We start from the raw sequence: 15,481 nt of genomic DNA on the forward strand, positions 1-15,481 counted from the left end.
AGCGCGTAGGGCGTACCGGGCGGCGATCCGCTCGCCGCAGGCAGTACGCCGCTGCAGCTTCACGACTCATGTGGATATCAGGTCATGCGCCAATGTGCGGACTGTTCGCTTCGCTACGAGCGGCCGGCGTTCCGGTCCGCCCTACGCGCGGCACCAGCCACAATCCAAGCATGCTGACTAGGCTGTAGCCGATCAGCCAGGCCCAGGCGGTGGCATCCAACGTCAGCATGCCGAGTTCGCCGGCCAGCCAGAATGCCGGCAGGTTGATCGCCAGACGCAGGCACTCCAGACGCCAGGCATGGCTGCGGTTCTCCAGCCACATGCCGATGCTGTACAGGCCCAGGGCCATCCACAGACAGGCCAGCAGCACGGCGCCGGTGGCCAGCGCATCGCCCTGCGCCAGCAGCCACACGACGGCCAGCAGGTAGCAGACGAACTGCAGCAGCGCGTAGACCTGCGCGCCGCGCCCCAGCGGTACCTCGAACTTGCGGAAATGGCTCAGGTCCGCCTTGGCCTGCGGGTAACGCGCCGCGACGTCGGCCGGGCGCCAACCGGTAGGCATGAACCAGATGCGCAGCTTGTCCCACCAGGAACTGGCGCGCCTGGCATCACTCCATAGCCCGGCGTAGACCTGCAGGTTGGCCCACAGCGGGTTCCAGCTGGCCAGCGGCACGGTCACGCCGAAGACCACCGGTTCTTCGTCGAGCTCCTCCTGGAAGGTGCCAAAAATTCGATCCCAGACAATGAACACACCGCCGTAATTGCGATCCATGTAGATAGGATTCTGTGCATGATGCACGCGGTGGTTGGACGGGGTGATGAACAGCCACTCGAACCAGCCCAGTTTGGGGATATGCCGGGTATGCACCCAGAACTGATACAGCAGGTTCAGGGCGGCAACGCTGAGGAAGACCAGCGGCGGTACACCGACCACGGCCATCGGCAGATAGAAGATCCAGCCGAAGATGAAACCGGTGCTGGTTTGCCGTAACGCGGTGGAGAGGTTGTAGTCCTCGCTCTGGTGGTGCACCGCATGGGCGGCCCAGAGCACATTGCGCTCATGGCCCAGGCGGTGGTTCCAGTAGTAGCAGAAATCGTAGAAGACGAAGGCGAAGAGCCATACCCAGAGACTGCTTTCGGACAACTCGAACAGCGCCAGCTGCTCCCAGGCGAAGGCGTAGGTCAGCAGGACGACCACCTTGGTGAGAATCCCGGCGGCCTGGGACAGTACGCCGGCACTGATGCTGCTAAGGGCATCGGCCAGGCGATAGGTGCGCATGCCGCGCCAGCGGTCAGCGAGCAATTCCAGGCCGATCAGCAGGAAGAAGAAGGGCATTGCGTAAAGAACGTAATTCATGACTGCACCATATCGTTGTACTTGTGTCGGGAATGAGCTGTTATTCATCCTATGCGCAGCTTCGTCAGGCTTCGCGGCGGCAAATGACAGTCCGAGTGGCATTTGGCGACAACCCCAGCATTGGTAATACCCGCGCCCGTTTCAAGGTCGCGTCTTTCCTCACCAGGAGTCGAGCATGAGCAAGAAAGTGGCAGTGATTCTGTCCGGCTGTGGCGTCTACGATGGCGCCGAGATCCATGAAAGCGTGATCACCCTGCTGCGCCTCGACCAGCGTGGTGCCGAAGTCCAGTGTTTCGCCCCTAACGTGCCGCAGCTGCACGTGGTCGATCACTACAGCGGCGACGAGATGAACGAAACACGCAACGTGCTGGTGGAATCGGCGCGCATCGCCCGCGGCCAGATCAAGGACGTCAAGCTGCTGCACATGGCAGAGTTCGACGCGCTGATCCTGCCCGGCGGCTTCGGCGTAGCGAAGAACCTCTCCGACTTCGCCACCAGCGGCGCCGGCTGCACCGTGCAGCCTGACGTGCTGGCGGCTTGCAAGGCGTTCGTCGATGCCGGCAAGCCGGTCGGCCTGATGTGCATCGCCCCGGTACTGGCGGCGAAGATCTTCGGTGCCGGCGTGGTCTGCACCATCGGCAGCGATCATGACACCGCCGCCGCCCTGACCCAGATGGGCGCCGAGCACCATGAGTGCGAGGTCAGCGAGATCATCGAAGACAGCGAGCGCAAGCTGGTGACCACGCCCGCCTACATGCTCGCCAAATCCATCGCCGAAGCGGCATCGGGCATCAACAAGATGGTCGACCGCGTGCTGGAGCTGACGCACCACTGAGTCGAGGCGGGAGGTAGGAGCGGATTCATCCGCGAAGGTCGCAGGCGTCATGCCAGGCACATCGCGAATGAATTCGCGCCTACAAAAAGCGACGTGACAGGCCGATCCGGACATTGCTCAAGGCAGTCCGGCATTGCCTCTGGCCAAAGCTTTCAAGCTGCGTCAGCGTGACAGGTACCGATCGACGGAGCCACCACGCATGTCAGCCCCCTTCACCCTGGACACCGACCTGCAACAGGCGGTGACTGCCTTCTTCCAGCGCATCCCGTTCAACCAGTTGCTCGGCATCGAGATCGCCGAACTGAGCGAGGCGCAGGTGACCATGCAGCTGCCGATGAAACCCGAGCTGATCGGCAACTTCGTCCACGGCATCCTGCACGGCGGCGTGATCTCCTCCCTGCTCGATGTATGCGGCGGCGCCATGGCGCTGATCGGCGCGTTCGCCAACCACCAGCACCTGCCGGCAGCCGAGCGCATGAGCAAGCTGTCCAAACTCGGCACCATCGACCTGCGCATCGACTACCTGCGCCCCGGACGCGGCCAGCGCTTCACCGCCACGGCCATGCCGCTGCGCGCCGGCAACAAGGTGGCGGTGATCCGCATGGAGCTGCATAACGATGAAGACGTGCTGGTGGCCGTGGGCACCGGCACCTATCTGTGCGGGTAGTGGCAACGCACATTGTGGGAGGGGCTTCAGCCGCGACTGGCGCCACCTTGATCGCCGCTAAAGGGCCTCCCACATAAGCGGTGCGTAGCCTGGCTAGCGACTCAAACGCGTAAGGATGCGGTCCAGCGCATTGGCGAAGGCCTGGCGATCCTTCTCCGAGTAGGGCGCCTGACCGCCGCCGACCTGGCCCTGCTCGCGCAGGTCGGTGAACAGGTTGCGTACCGCCAGGCGCTCGCCCATGTTGCGCTCGTCGAACTCGCGGCCACGCGGGTCGAGCGCGGCAACACCCTTCTTCACCAGACGGTCGGCCAGCGGCACGTCACTGCAGATCACCAGTTCACCGGGCACGGCATGCTCGACCAGATGATCGTCCGCCGCATCCGGCCCGCTGGGCACCACGATCAGTTTCACGCAGGCGAAATTCGGCCGGGCCACGGCCTGCCCGGCCACCAGCACCACCTCGAAACCCCGCTTGAGGGCGAACTTGACCACCTGATCCCGCGCCGCCCGAGGGCAGGCATCGGCGTCGATCCATACGCGCATGCAGCAACTTCCGCAGAAAAACCAGCGTGCAGTATGCCAGCAGGCGGACGCCTCAGGACTTATAGAACGGCTCGCAGCGCTCGCGTACGGCACGCGACAGGTTGTCGTCGGCCAGCTCGATCAGGTCCAGCTCCACCTCGTCCGGCAGCAGCTCGGCGACCAACGCAGCCAAACGCCGCTGACCTTGCAGGTCGGCACCGGAAACCGCCAGCAGCAACCTTGGCTGCGGACCGATGGCCGGGTCGCGCAATGCCGCGAGAAAGGCTTCGCGCACGGCCAGTTGAGCGCAGGCTGCCGACAGCGCCTGCTCCAGAGAGGGATGACGCAGAGCAGCCAACGCCAGATCAGGGCTGTCGGCGTAATGAGTGGAATGGATCGAGGAAGACATGCGTGCACTCGGCAAAGAAATTGGAACCAGCCTAGGTGCACTGAGACTCGCTGTCGTGGCAGCGGTTCACGCTATGAGGCAACGAGGGCGGTGAAACCGCCCTCGAATCACCCTTTCAGCCCTGTTCAGCCAGACGCCGACGCTCGCCCAGCAGGCTGCGCCCATACAGCAGCGCGATGCCAGCCAGTGCCAGGCCCTGAGCGGACAAGCTCCAGGCGTCGGCGTGAATGCCCAGCCAGTCGAACTCGAAGAACGCCACCGGACGCGTGCCGAGCACGCCGGCTTCCTGCAGCGCGGCCACGCCATGGCCGGCGAAGACCACGGACAACACGCACAGCAACACCGCATTGATGCCGAAGAAGGTGGCCAGCGGCAGCTTGCGCGAGCCGCGCAGGATCACCCAGGCCAGGCCGATCAGCAGCACCAGCGCGGCGGCAGCGCCGGCCAGCACGGCACCGTGTCCGGCAGGGCCGGCCTGCAGCCAGAGGGTTTCGTAGAACAGGATGACTTCAAACAGCTCGCGATAGACCGAGAAGAACGCCAGCACGGCAAAGCCGAATCGGCCACCGCCGCCGACCAGGCTGCTCTTGATGTAGTCCTGCCAGGCCGCGGCATGGCGGCGGTCGTGCATCCACACGCCGACCCACAGCAGCACCACGCTGGCGAACAGCGCGGTGATACCTTCGAGCAGTTCACGCTGGGCGCCGCTGACGTCGATCACGTACGCTGCCACCGCCCAGGTGCCGACCCCGGCGAGCAGCGCCAGGCCCCAGCCGATGTGCACGCTGCGCACCGCCTGCTGCTGCCCGGTGTTACGCAGAAAGGCAAGGATCGCCGCCAGCACGAGAATGGCTTCCAGGCCCTCCCGCAGCAGAATCAGCAGGCTGGCGAAGAAACTCAGGCTACCGTCCATGGCACCATCGGCGAGCAGCGCGGCGGACTCGTCCAGCTCGACCTTGGCTAGCTCCAGCGCCTGAGCCGCCTGCGCGACGCCGGCGCTATCCTGCAGCGCCTGGCGGTAGGCCATCAGGGCTCGCTCGGTGGTCTTGCGCTGCACCGCATCGAGGTTGTCGAGGGCGCTTTCGACCAACTCGAAACCTTCCAGGTAGGCGCCGACGGAAAGGTCGTAGGCCTGCTCGCGGTCACCATCGCGGTAGGCCTGCAGGCTGCGCTCTAGGGTTTCGCGGGTGTAGCCGATCAACTGTTGCGGGCCACGCTGCTCCAGCACCGGATGCGCGCGCTGGGCGCGGAACGCGGCGACATCGCCACCAGCAGCGGCGATTTCGGCAGGCGTGCGGCCGGCCAGCTCGCTCATGGCGAAACGTGCCTTGCCCTGCGCCGGCACAGCGGTGAAGCCGGCGATATAGACAGCCAGATCCCAGCGCTGACGGTCGTCAAGCTGGTCAGCGAAGGCCGGCATATCGGTGCCCTCGATGCCCAGGCCGAGGGTGTTGTAGAGATCGTAAAGGCTCAGCCGGTCCAGGCGCGCGGCGTCGCGCAGATTGGCCGGTGGCGGCTCCAGACCGATGCCGGCCGGCCCGTCGCCCAGGCCGCTATCGCCATGGCAAACCGAGCAGTGCTGGGCGTAGAGCGGCGCACCACGCTCAGGGTCCGGCGTCAGTACCGGCGCCAGTGACACCTGATAAAGATCGGCCAGGCGTGCGCCGAGTTGGCGTGCCGAGCTGGAAACCTCTTCGCCGGGCCTGCGCAGGGTAACGGCCTGGCGCAGATCGGCCACGCCCTGCTCCAGCTCGGCACGTCCGGCCTGAGCCGGCAGGGCGACGATCAAGCCCTGCAGCACATCGAGAAACTCCAATTGCTCCTGGTATTCGCCAGCATCGACGACCTGACCGCCCGCAACGGTGGCAGGGTAGTCAGCACCGATATAACCAATCAGGTGCAGCGCCTGGGCGGCGCCATCCAGGGGCTCGCCGACGGCGAGAAAGCTGAGGCAGGCCAGCAGTGGCAGCATCAGCCAGGAAAGGGGGGAACGGAAGCGGATCATTAATGCATCCCAAACGAGAATGGGTGGCATTAAATTGTTGCCGGACGAGCCCGCACAGACAAGAAAAATATGAAATATTTGGTAACAAACTTACCAGCCCGCTTCCGCACTGCAGATCTTGCCCTTGTAGGAGCGAATTTATTCGCGATCAGGCCTGCTCCATGCCCGGCTCGAAACGCGAATAAAGCAGAACGCCGCCCGTTTCCTAAGGGATTAGGCAAGCGCGGGGTGTCAGACGGCGGCGCGCTTGACCGTGGCCAGCAGGCCGGCAGCGGCGGCGAACAGCGCAGCGAAACTGCGATTCATCACCCGCTGCTGGCGCGGCGTGCGCAGCAGGCGCAGTACGCGTGAGGCGAGGCCGGTGTAGCCGGCCATGACGATCAGATCCACGGCGATCATGGTCACGCCCATCACCAGGTACTGCCCCACCAGCGGCGCATGCGGGTTGATGAACTGCGGCAGCACCGCAAGCATGAAGACGATCGCCTTGGGGTTGCTGAAATTGACCAGGAAACCACGCAGCACCAGGGTCAGTGGCCGACCAATGGGGCGCTCGGCCGCGCCGGTATCCAGATCGCTGGGCAGGGCGACCCACTGCTTGTAGGCGAGAAACATCAGGTAGGCCACGCCGAACCATTTGATCAGGCTGAAGGCCAGGGCCGAGGTGGCCAGGATCGCGCCCACACCCGCAGCGACGATGGCGATCTGCAGGGCCAGACCGAGCTGCAGGCCGAGCGCGTTCCAGTAGCCGCGCCAGAAGCCGTACTGCATGCCGGCTGACATCGAGGCCACGGCACCGGCACCTGGCGACAGACTGATCACCCAGCAGGCGACGAAGAAAGCGAGCCAGGTTTCCAGTGCCATGATGCGTACCTCGAAAAGCGGAAATCAGGGAGAGAGCGCTACAGCCTACTCCTGCCCCCGCGTTCAGCGCCAGCGGCGCACCGACTTCTGGAAGAACAGGCTGTTGGGCACCTGCAACAATGCGCCGGCGGCGTTTTCGTCGAGGTCCTGCAAGGTGGTGTAGAACAGGTTGATGGCGATCACCCGCCCTTTCACCCCCGGCTTGTCGGCGCTGTCGATGACCTCGACGGTATCGCCCAGGCGAAACGGGCCCATGGTGAAGATCAGCAGCGCGCAGAACATGTTCGACAGCACGCTCCAGATGGCGAAGAACGCCACCGCGGCGACAGCGGTGAACCCGGTCAGCGCCGTCCACAGCACGTTCGCCGATACGCCCAGGCGCTCCAGCACCATGAGCAGTGCGCTGCCCATGATCAGCCAGCGCACCAGGCCGCGCAGCGGCTGCAACACTTCTGCCGGCAACAGGCTGTAGCGCGCGCCAAGGCGGCTGATGGCGCGAGTGAGAATGCGCTGAGCGATCCATGCCAGCAGGATGATCAGCAGTACCTGGCCAGCACGAATCAGCGGCTCGCGCCAGGCCATCAGCAGTTCCATCTGTTCCATTACTCGGCTTCCTCCAGTTGCTGCTGCAACGCCTCCAGGGTTTCCAGCGCCAGCAGCCAGGCCTCTTCCAACTCGGTTTCATGCGCCTTGAGCTGCGCCTGTTCGGCCAGGCGCTGGCGCAGTTCGTCCTTGCGCGCGGCTTCGTACAGGCCGCTGTCGCCCAACTGGGTTTCCACCGCGGCGAGCTTTTCCTGCACCTTGCCCAGCTCCTGCTCGAGCTTCTCGGCCTGCCTCTTGTGCGGCGCAAGTTGCTGGCGCAGCGCGGCGGCGGCCTGACGTTGGGCACGCTTGTCGGTCTTGTCCGCAGCGCCTTCGGCCGGTGCGCTGGGCGGTGCCTGGCGCTGACGGTAATCCACCAGCCAGCGGGCGTAATCATCGAGATCACCGTCGAACGGCGCCACACGGCCATCGGCGACCAGCAGGAATTCGTCGGTGGTGCTCTTGAGCAGATGGCGGTCGTGCGAGACCACCACCACCGCGCCGGCGAACTCCTGCAGGGCCATGGTCAGCGCCAGGCGCATTTCCAGGTCGAGGTGGTTGGTCGGTTCATCGAGCAGCAGCAGATTGGGTTTGCCCCAGGCGATCAATGCCAGGGCCAGGCGCGCTTTTTCGCCACCGGAGAAATTCACCACCGGCTCGTCACAACGTGCGCCACGGAAATCGAAGCCACCGAGAAAGTCGCGCAGTGTCTGCTCACGCTCGGTCGGTGCGATACGTTGCAGGTGCAGCAGCGGGCTGGCCTTATCGTCCAGGGCATCGAGCTGGTGCTGGGCGAAATAGCCGATCACTAGGTTCTCGCCGCGGGTCAGGCTGCCGGCCAGCGGCTGCAGCTCGGCCGAGAGGTTCTTGATCAGCGTCGACTTGCCCGCGCCGTTGGGGCCGAGCAGGCCAATGCGCGCGCCGGGCACCAGGCTCAGCTTGACCTGCTGCAGGATGGTCTTGTCACCGTAACCGAGGCGGCCTTCGCTGAGGCTGAGCAGCGGCGTGGATATCTTGTCGGCCTCGCGGAAGACGAAGTCGAAGGGCGAGTCGACGTGCGCCGCACTCAACTCTTCCATGCGCTCCAGCGCCTTGATCCGGCTCTGCGCCTGGCGGGCCTTGGTCGCCTGAGCCTTGAAGCGGGCAATGTACTTTTTCATGTGCGCGCGCTGCGCCTGCTGCTTTTCGTAGGCCTGTTGCTGCTGGGCCAGGCGTTCGGCGCGAGTGCGTTCGAAGGCCGTGTAGCCGCCGCGATACAGGTTCAGCTTGCGCTGCTCGACATGGGCAACATGGTCAACCACGGCGTCGAGAAAATCACGGTCGTGGGAGATCAGCAGCAAGGTGCCCGGGTAGCTCTGCAGCCAGCCTTCGAGCCAGAGAATCGCGTCCAGATCCAGGTGGTTGGTTGGCTCGTCGAGCAGCAGCAGGTCGGACGGGCACATCAACGCCTGGGCCAGGTTCAGGCGCATACGCCAGCCACCGGAGAAGTCGCCGACGCGGCGATCCATCTGCGCGTTCTCGAAGCCCAGGCCAGCCAGCAGCTTGCGCGCGCGGGCATCGGCGGTATAACCGTCGGCGCTGTCCAGTTCACTGTGCAGGCGGGCAATGGCGGCGCCGTCGTGGCTCTGCTCGGCTGCGGCCAACTCGGCCTGCACGCGGCGCAGGTTGTGATCGCCGTCGAGCACGTAGTCAACGGCCAGCCGCTCGAGGTTGTCGACCTCCTGGCGCATATGGGCGATACGCCAGTCGCCGGGCAGCAGGCAATCGCCGGCATCCGGTGTCAGCTCACCGCGCAACAGGGCGAACAGGCTGGATTTACCGGCGCCGTTGGCACCGATCAGACCGGCCTTGTGACCGGCGTGCAGGGTCAGCTCGGCGCCTTCGAGCAGGCGTTGCGGACCACGCTGTAGAGTGAGGTTCTGGAGTCGGATCATAATGGCCGCGGAGTCTATCAAATCGCCCCGGAGGCCGCGTGCAGGATCTGTGGAATTTCGCCCTCGAACTCTATGCCAGACCAGGCGTGGAAAAGGCCTGCCTGGAACTGCAGGACGCGGGCAGCGACGTTTGCCTGCTACTGACTGGCGCCTGGCTACAGCAGCGCGGCGTGCGCTGCCTGGAGGAACGTCTGCGTGCCCTGACGGACGTGGCCGCGCCCTGGCAGCGCGAGGTGATCTCGCCCTTGCGCCAGACACGCCGCCACTGGCGCACGGCAGCAGGCGAAGATGCCGAGCTGGCGGCCTTGCGCGAACAGATCAAGAAACTGGAATTGCAGGCCGAGCGGGTATTGCTCGAACGGCTGCAGACGGTGACCGAGAGCTGGCCTGGCGAGGCGGGTAGAGACGACTGGCTGATTCGCCTGGCCGAAAACGACAGCGCCGCGCTGCAGGTGCTGCGCGGCGCCGTCAATCCGCCTTAGGAGGCGCTCGGGGTGATGCTGCCGCTGCTTACGGTAGGCGCAGCGGGCGTCGCCGGGGCAGCCGGAGCTGCTGGCGCTGCCGGCGCGGCAGTTGGCTTGGCTGCTACAGGCTTGGCCGGAGCCTTCTTCGCTGCAGCCGGTTTCTTCGCAGCAGCAGGCTTGGCAGGCGTGGCTTTGGCGGCGGGCTTCGCAGCAGGTTTAGCCGCTACGGGTTTGGTGGTAGCTGGCTTGGCTGCTGGCTTACTGGCCGCTGCTGGCTTCGCCGGCGTTTTCGCGGCGGCTGGCTTTGCGGCAGGCTTGACCGCCGGCTTGGCGGCAGCAGGTTTGGCGGCAGCCTTGGGCGCGGCCGTTTTAGCCGCTGCAGGCTTGCGGGCAGCAGGTTTAGCCGCTGGCTTGCTGGCGACCGCGGGTTTGGCAGCCGACTTGCTGGCCGCTACCGGCTTGGCGGCTGGTTTGCTGGCCGGTTTGGCAGTAGCGGGTTTGGTCGGGGCCTTGTTCACCGGTGCTTTTGCGACAGCGGGTTTCTTTGCAACGGCCGGCTTGCTGGCAGACTTGGCTGCCGGCGCTGCGGCCTTGGCTTCACGTGCGTCCAGCGCCTTGCCGGCGGCTTCCTTCACTTTGCCAACGCCCTGCGCCAGCTTCAGGCTTTCCTGAGCATCGCGCTTGAGCTGGGCGATGTAGGTACGGGTTTCGCTCTGGCTGGCCTTGAGCCCATCGAGCAGCTCCTCCAGCTCGGCGACGGCATTCTTGGCCTTGGCTTGCGCCTTGGCCTTGCCGGCAACGGCGGCGTCCTGCAGCTTGCTGCGCGCCTTGTGCAGTTTCTCCTGAGCCTTGCCGCGCTGCTTCTCCAGTTTGGCGAGCAGTTTCTCGGCGTCGATCAGCGCTTGCGAGCAAGCATTCTCCAGATGTTCGAGCAGACTGGCAGACAGTTGGTGCAACAGGTGCAGCGGGGTGGTCACGGACTTCTTCTTGGCCGACATGGCGCGCCTCCAGGCGGATGTGGATGCGCCCATACTAGACGCAGGCGAGACGCCCCGCCATAGGCCTTTTGGCGATCGCAGCACGGGCATCGCGCGCCTGGCATAATCGCTGGCACATTCATCGGGAGAGATCGTCATGAGCCGCGCCGTACTCGCCACACTCGCGCTGTGCTGCAGCCTGGGTGTGCAGGCCGACCAGCACCAGCAGGACCTGGCTTATAGCCTCGGTGTGCGCCTCGGCGAACGCCTGCATGAAGAGGTGCCCGACCTGCCGCTGAGCGAACTGCTCGAAGGCTTGCGCCAGGCCTATGAGGGTAAGCCGCTGCGGCTCGAAGCCAGCCGTATCGAGCAACTGCTCGATGAGCATGAAGCCCGTATCGAAGCCTCGCCGCAACGCCATGCCAAGGCCATCGAAGCCGAGCAGCGCTTTCTCGCCGAGGAGAGTCGCCGCGCCAACGTGCGGGCGCTGGCCAACGGCGTGCTGGTGACCGAATTGAAACCTGGCAGCGGAGCCAAGCCCACTGCCCGCAGCCGAGTGCAGGTGAGTTATCGCGGCGAGCTGGCCGATGGCAGCGTCTTCGACGAGAGCAGCACACCGCAGTGGTTTCGTCTGGACAGCCTGATCGCCGGCTGGCGCAGCGCACTGCTGCAGATGCCGAAGGGCGCTCACTGGCGCCTGGTGATTCCATCAGCTCAGGCGTATGGGGAAGACGGCGCGGGCGATCTGATACCGCCCCATGCGCCTCTGGTCTTCGACCTGCGCCTGCTGGACGTAGCCGACTGAGCGCCGCCCTGATCCACAATGAAAAGCCCGGACTCAGATCCGGAATGCTGTTCACTTAAGAAACGGTCTAGCTCGATCAGTCCCCTCGCCCCTCCAGGGAGATGCTTAGGGAGAGGGGGGAAACTGGCAGTTTGCGGAGTCTTCTGCCCTCTCCCCCAGCCCCTCTCCCATAAATGGGAGAGGGGAGCCAATCGTGTGCAACCTTAATTGAACAGCATTACGGACTCAGACCGGGCTTTTTGACATCGAGCGGTCAGATCGCTTCGGCAGCCTGTTCCTGATGGGCGTTGTGCAGCACCTCGATCAGGCAGTCTTCCAGCTCGAAACGTTCGTGCAACAGCTGTCCCAGGCGGTTGAGCTCGACCACCAGCGAGGCGTTGTCACGACTGTCGCCGTTGTCACAGCGGTCGTTGAAGGCCAGCGCGACCTCGGTGATGGCTTCGATGCGCGGGTAGATCTGCTTGGCCAGTTCCAGGCCGCGCTGGTCGTTGAAGGCCTTGGCCTCGCTGGTCAACTGCTCGTAGACCTCGAAGTGGCCGGCCGAGACGTAGTCCACCAGCAGCTCGCAGAAGCCCTGCAACGACTCGCAATTGATGGCTGGAGCCTGCGGCGCCTTATTCAGAGCGGTATAGGCCAGCACCAGTTCGCGGCGCTCACCCAGCCAGCGATCGATCAGTTGGTGAACCCCGCCCCAACGTTCCTGTGCGTTCCGACAACTCTCGAGCATGATGAACCTCGTTTCCCTTATCGATAATGCCTGTTATACGCCCGTTCCCGAGACGTTTTCTTTAAGGGCCCCATCCCTGGCGACCATCCCTCGAACCATTGGCTGCGCGACGCTAAAAGTCATTCCTGACGATTTTCCGTCAATCGAAGCTTGCTCTTGGAAAGGCAACCGCAAAATGGCGTTTTTCCGACGGTGCGTGCGAGCCAGATTATGCCCGCTGGCAGACACCATCAAGGCATAGGCGCGAGAAACTTTCATACGGGCGTTTAATCGAGAAGCCACGAACTCCGTGGCTTCATGCGATTCACACGCTCAATTGCGGCGCAATAGCTGGAACAGGCAGAACAGCAGCATGCCGATGAAGCCGAGCAGGCTCCACTCGGGAATGCTCATGCCGAACAGCGTCCACTTCACTTCGGCGCAGTCTGCGCTGCCCTGGAACACCAGACGCACGATGTCCTGCATGGGCAGGGCTTCCATCATGAACTCGAGGCTCGGCAGACAGGCTTCGAGCTGATCGGCAGGCACGCTCTGCAGCCAGATCTGCCGACCTGCGGTGGCGGCACCGGCGCCAGCGAACAGCAAGGCCACCACGGCGTAGATGCGTCGACCGAGACGCCCTGGGCCATGGATCGCCGCGATCAGACAGACCACGCCGAACAGGATCACGCAGATGCGCTGCAGTACGCACATCGGGCAGGGTTCCAGGCCGACGACATGCTCCAGGTACAGCGCAGCCGCCATCAGCAGTACGCAGCCGATGAATGCCAGGAAAAACAGGGGACGCGGACTGGCCAATTGCATGGTGGCTCCGTAAGGGAAATCGAGGGCGTACGGTAGAGGAAAGCGAGGGCGCCTTTCAAGGCGCCCCACGGCTCATAACAGGCTGTTCATCATGCCGGAACGCCCCTCCGTCCGCACGGATGGCCAAGCGCGGCAATCGGCCGCATCCATTCAGACCGCGACACCCTGCGGTTGCGGCAGCGACGGCAGGCCCTGGTGCAACAGGCCGAGACTTTCCAGCAGCAGTTGGTTGCTGCGTTCCAGTTCACCCAACTGCGCCAGCAGGCGCGCCAGTTCGGCGCAGGTTTCCGGGTGACGCTCGAGCTTGAGGCTGGTCTCGAAGTAGTCGCGCGCCTTGCCCCACAGCTGGTTTTGCAGGCACAGGCGGCCCAGGGTCAGCAGCAGGGCCGGGTCCTGTGGATGCTGCTTGAGCCAGAGCTCGGCTGTCTGCAGCTGACGCGCCGGATCGGCGCCACGCAGCACGCCATAGAAACGCGCCAGGCGGCTGTCATAGCCTCGTTTGAGCGCGCCGCGCAGCACTTCCTCAGCTTCTTCCTGTGCGCCCAGGCGGCGCAGCTGCTCAACATAGGTGGCGATCAGCTCAGGCTCGTTGCGCAGGCTGGCCGACAGTTGGCTCCAGGCCTTGCTCAGGGGCTGCAGGGCAGTTTCTCCCTGCGCCAAGCCAAGCTCGCCGACTTCGGCCAGGCGCCCACGCCAGGTTTCGCGCTCCAGCTCGTCGAGCTCTGCGGCGGGTAGCGCCTTTTCCTTACGCAACTCCGGCAGCAGGCCGAGCAGCGCCGACCAGTCCTGGCGCTGCAGATACAAACGCTGCAACTGGCGCAGCACCAGATGATGGCCCGGATGGCGCTCACGCATGGCCTGCAGGGTTTCCAGCGCCGCGTCGCTGTCGCCGCGCTTGCGCTGCAGCTCGGCGTGGGTCAGGGCAATCGCCAGCTCGGCCTGCGGCTGCCTGTTCAGCGCCCGCTCGAGCAGTGCGTCGCTCTGTTCGTGCTCACCAAGCTTGCCGGCTGCCCGAGCAGCGCCAAGGTAGTACATCAGCGGCTGGCTATCGGCCTCGGCGGCGCGGGTCAGCTGGCGTTGGGCGCGTGCCCAGCGGCCTTCGGCGAGATCCAGCATGCCCTGCTCGGAGGCCTGGCGCACACGGCGAGTGCGGTGCAGTCGCGACCAGGGGTTGGCCATCCGCGTCGAGCTGAGCAACAGACGCAACGTCCACTTGATCAGGTAGTAGAGCACCACCACGACCACCAGCAGGCCCAGGAATGCCCACAGGCCGGACTGGTAGCGGAAGCCCTTGTAGGCGAACAGCACGTAGCCGCGGTCAGCCTCGATGGCCAGGCTGAGCAGGTAGAGCCCGACAGCGATGGCCAGCAATAACAGAAGCCAGATCAGGCGTTTCATTGCGCCTCCCCGGCCGCGGCGGCCCCCTGCCGACGTTGCGCCTGCTTGCGTTGCAGGTAGGCCTGCAATGCATCGAGCGACTCGCTCAGATCCGGCACCTTGACCTCGATACTGGCATCGGCCAGCTCGCTGAAGCGCTGGCGCAGGGCGCGACTGTCCGGATTATCCAGATTGAAGTGCGCGTCGAGAATGTCCTCGGCCTGCTTCAGCGACTGCTTGTACACACCGGTCTGACCATGCAGCGCGGCCCACTGCGCCTGCTCCAGGGCCAGCGACAGGCTCAGGCGAACCTGCGACAGGCTTTGCCCGGAGAGCAGCGGACGCACGTTGCGATCGGCATCGAATTCGATACGGAAGTAGTCGGAAAGCTTCTTCGCCCACTCGCTCCACCAGGCGCTGCCATCGCCCTCGGCCGCCAGCTCGGAGAGCACGTCGCCCTGCCCTTCGAGGGTCGGCGCCAGCGGGTTGAGCGTGGCGGCCTGCTCACGCAGGGCGCCCAGTTGCAGGAATAGGCCGACGCGATCCGGTCGCTCCGTAGTGCGCAGCGCTTCCAGGCTGCGGCTGAGCTGCTCGCGGGCAGCGAAGGCGGCGGGATCGTCCTGATCGCGGAGGATATCGTCAGCCGCCAGCACCAGCGCCTCGGCACTGGCCACATCCTGCAACGCCGACAAGCGCAAGGTCGCCAGACGCAGCAGGTGCTCGGCCTCATCCAGGCGCCAATCCTGGCGGCTGCCATCAAGCACGCTTTCCAGGCGCTGGCTCAAACGCTGCTGGTCGCTCTGCAGGTTGGCCAGCAAGCGGCGGCGCTCCTCCAGTTCGGTTGCACTGGGCAGGTCAGCCAAACGCGAATCCAGGCGCTGGCCCAGATCCTTCAAATTCTTCGTAGTGTCGTCGCGGGTACTCTGCAGAGCATCGGCCTGCTGCTGGTCCCTGCCCTGCATTTCGTGCAGTTGCCAGAGGCTCCAGCCACCAGCACCAGCGCCTGCCAGGCCGATCAACAAGGCCAAGGCGGCAACGCCGCTGCCCCCGCCACTGCGGGATGCCTGAGCAGGTTGAGCTGTTGGCGTGCTTTTCACGGCTTCGCTGGCCGGTTTTTCTTCTGGCGTCTTCGGGGTGGATGCTTCGCTCACG

Annotated in this window: 16 protein-coding genes; 4 read left to right on the plus strand and 12 right to left on the minus strand. The window is 64.8% G+C overall.

Annotation, left to right across the window (positions count from 1 at the left end):
- Positions 1-82 precede the first annotated feature (82 nt).
- On the minus strand, positions 83-1,357 hold the full coding sequence (locus P3C50_RS08470) for a sterol desaturase family protein (RefSeq protein WP_257597889.1): 1,275 nt from the start codon (positions 1,355-1,357) through the stop codon (positions 83-85).
- 175 nt (positions 1,358-1,532) lie between these two features.
- Between P3C50_RS08470 and elbB the strand changes: the two genes are divergently transcribed.
- Positions 1,533-2,192 (plus strand): isoprenoid biosynthesis glyoxalase ElbB, encoded by a 660-nt coding sequence (elbB, locus tag P3C50_RS08475; protein WP_275545649.1) that lies wholly within the window; start codon positions 1,533-1,535, stop codon positions 2,190-2,192.
- Between the two features lie 199 nt (positions 2,193-2,391).
- Complete coding sequence (locus tag P3C50_RS08480) at positions 2,392-2,859, plus strand: thioesterase family protein (protein WP_275545650.1); 468 nt, start codon at positions 2,392-2,394, stop codon at positions 2,857-2,859.
- 93 nt (positions 2,860-2,952) lie between these two features.
- On the opposite strand, the gene P3C50_RS08485 is transcribed toward P3C50_RS08480, so the two are convergent.
- From P3C50_RS08485 to P3C50_RS08510, 6 genes are all read right to left on the minus strand, one after another.
- Positions 2,953-3,402, minus strand: coding sequence for a YaiI/YqxD family protein (locus tag P3C50_RS08485; RefSeq protein ID WP_004373364.1), 450 nt, complete (start codon positions 3,400-3,402; stop codon positions 2,953-2,955).
- Positions 3,403-3,454: 52 nt separating this feature from the next.
- Positions 3,455-3,790, minus strand: coding sequence for an enhanced serine sensitivity protein SseB C-terminal domain-containing protein (locus P3C50_RS08490; protein ID WP_197859024.1), 336 nt, complete (start codon positions 3,788-3,790; stop codon positions 3,455-3,457).
- Positions 3,791-3,905: 115 nt separating this feature from the next.
- Positions 3,906-5,792, minus strand: coding sequence for a cytochrome c/FTR1 family iron permease (locus P3C50_RS08495; protein WP_343252188.1), 1,887 nt, complete (start codon positions 5,790-5,792; stop codon positions 3,906-3,908).
- 234 nt (positions 5,793-6,026) lie between these two features.
- Positions 6,027-6,659, minus strand: a complete 633-nt coding sequence (locus P3C50_RS08500; protein ID WP_275545652.1) for a LysE family transporter — start codon at positions 6,657-6,659, stop codon at positions 6,027-6,029.
- A 63-nt stretch (positions 6,660-6,722) separates the two neighbouring features.
- Complete coding sequence (locus P3C50_RS08505) at positions 6,723-7,262, minus strand: mechanosensitive ion channel family protein (protein WP_275545653.1); 540 nt, start codon at positions 7,260-7,262, stop codon at positions 6,723-6,725.
- Positions 7,262-9,175 carry an ATP-binding cassette domain-containing protein gene (locus P3C50_RS08510; protein WP_275545654.1) on the minus strand — a complete coding sequence of 638 codons (1,914 nt, stop codon included), beginning with the start codon at positions 9,173-9,175 and terminating at the stop codon, positions 7,262-7,264. Before P3C50_RS08510 ends, P3C50_RS08505 begins: the two co-directional genes overlap by 1 nt.
- Before the next feature lie 38 nt (positions 9,176-9,213).
- On the opposite strand from P3C50_RS08510, the gene P3C50_RS08515 reads away from it, so the two are divergent.
- Positions 9,214-9,657, plus strand: a complete 444-nt coding sequence (locus tag P3C50_RS08515) for a TIGR02444 family protein (RefSeq protein WP_275545655.1) — start codon at positions 9,214-9,216, stop codon at positions 9,655-9,657.
- On the opposite strand, the gene P3C50_RS08520 is transcribed toward P3C50_RS08515, so the two are convergent.
- A complete protein-coding gene (locus P3C50_RS08520; protein ID WP_275545656.1) occupies positions 9,654-10,637 on the minus strand; it encodes an AlgP family protein in 984 nt (327 codons plus the stop codon). The two genes, P3C50_RS08515 and P3C50_RS08520, sit on opposite strands and share 4 nt — an antisense overlap.
- A gap of 136 nt (positions 10,638-10,773) precedes the next feature.
- Between P3C50_RS08520 and P3C50_RS08525 the strand changes: the two genes are divergently transcribed.
- Positions 10,774-11,421: an FKBP-type peptidyl-prolyl cis-trans isomerase gene (locus tag P3C50_RS08525; RefSeq protein ID WP_275545657.1), complete on the plus strand. Its 648-nt coding sequence runs from the start codon at positions 10,774-10,776 to the stop codon at positions 11,419-11,421.
- 253 nt (positions 11,422-11,674) lie between these two features.
- Here P3C50_RS08525 and P3C50_RS08530 read toward each other — a convergent pair whose 3' ends face one another.
- The 4 genes from P3C50_RS08530 to P3C50_RS08545 form a co-directional block, all read right to left on the minus strand.
- Positions 11,675-12,148, minus strand: a complete 474-nt coding sequence (locus P3C50_RS08530; RefSeq protein WP_017361229.1) for an Rsd/AlgQ family anti-sigma factor — start codon at positions 12,146-12,148, stop codon at positions 11,675-11,677.
- A 312-nt stretch (positions 12,149-12,460) separates the two neighbouring features.
- On the minus strand, positions 12,461-12,952 hold the full coding sequence (locus P3C50_RS08535; RefSeq protein ID WP_017361228.1) for a disulfide bond formation protein B: 492 nt from the start codon (positions 12,950-12,952) through the stop codon (positions 12,461-12,463).
- A 150-nt stretch (positions 12,953-13,102) separates the two neighbouring features.
- A complete protein-coding gene (locus P3C50_RS08540) occupies positions 13,103-14,350 on the minus strand; it encodes a heme biosynthesis HemY N-terminal domain-containing protein (RefSeq protein ID WP_275545658.1) in 1,248 nt (415 codons plus the stop codon).
- Positions 14,347-15,480 (minus strand): uroporphyrinogen-III C-methyltransferase, encoded by a 1,134-nt coding sequence (locus P3C50_RS08545; RefSeq protein WP_275545659.1) that lies wholly within the window; start codon positions 15,478-15,480, stop codon positions 14,347-14,349. Before P3C50_RS08545 ends, P3C50_RS08540 begins: the two co-directional genes overlap by 4 nt.
- Position 15,481 lies beyond the last annotated feature (1 nt).

Origin of the sequence: Pseudomonas sp. Marseille-Q0931 (assembly GCF_940789645.1) — a bacterium.
Classification (GTDB): Bacteria; Pseudomonadota; Gammaproteobacteria; order Pseudomonadales; family Pseudomonadaceae; genus Aquipseudomonas.